Source organism: Oleiphilus sp. HI0086 (assembly GCF_001635225.1).
In genome coordinates, this window is the sequence record NZ_LWFZ01001101.1 from 1 (window position 1) to 539 (window position 539).

Here is a 539-nt window from a genome sequence, read left to right on the forward strand (position 1 = left end):
CCAAAGCTTCTAATTGTTTTGCTGCATTTTCGATATCCATAATAGGGAGCTTATAGATAAACTGCCTCCACCACAACCATACTTCCAGAATATTGGAAATATAAAATAGAAACCTGACTAAGACTTAAATAGGTTTAGTCTCTAACCCGACCGCGAAGCGCCTTGGTTCGACTGTGTTTGGTCTTACTATCCATGCGCTTTCGCTGAGAGTTTCGACTAGGTTTCGTTGGCCGCCGGGTTTTATGAACAACCGTTGCTGCTTGAATTAAAGCCACTAAACGAGCCAGCGCATCTTCACGATTCTTCTCTTGGGTACGAAACTGCTGCGCCTTGATCACTAAGACGCCCTCTTTGTTGATACGGCTATCCTTAAGGCCTAGCAGCCGCTCTTTATAAAAATCCGAAAGCGAAGATGCTTTGATATCAAAGCGCAAGTGAATGGCAGACGAAACTTTATTCACATTCTGACCACCCGCACCTTGAGAACGAATAGCAGAGAGCTGAAGCTCTTCATCAGGAATAGTGACGTAGTCGTTAAT

The 539-nt window shown here is 44.2% G+C and carries 1 protein-coding gene; it reads right to left on the reverse strand.

Annotated features, from left to right (window positions below):
• Nucleotides 1-134 precede the first annotated feature (134 nt).
• Nucleotides 135-539, reverse strand: a 405-nt coding sequence (gene arfB, locus A3756_RS19505) for an alternative ribosome rescue aminoacyl-tRNA hydrolase ArfB (protein ID WP_231875582.1), incomplete at its 5' end; no start/stop codon positions are given.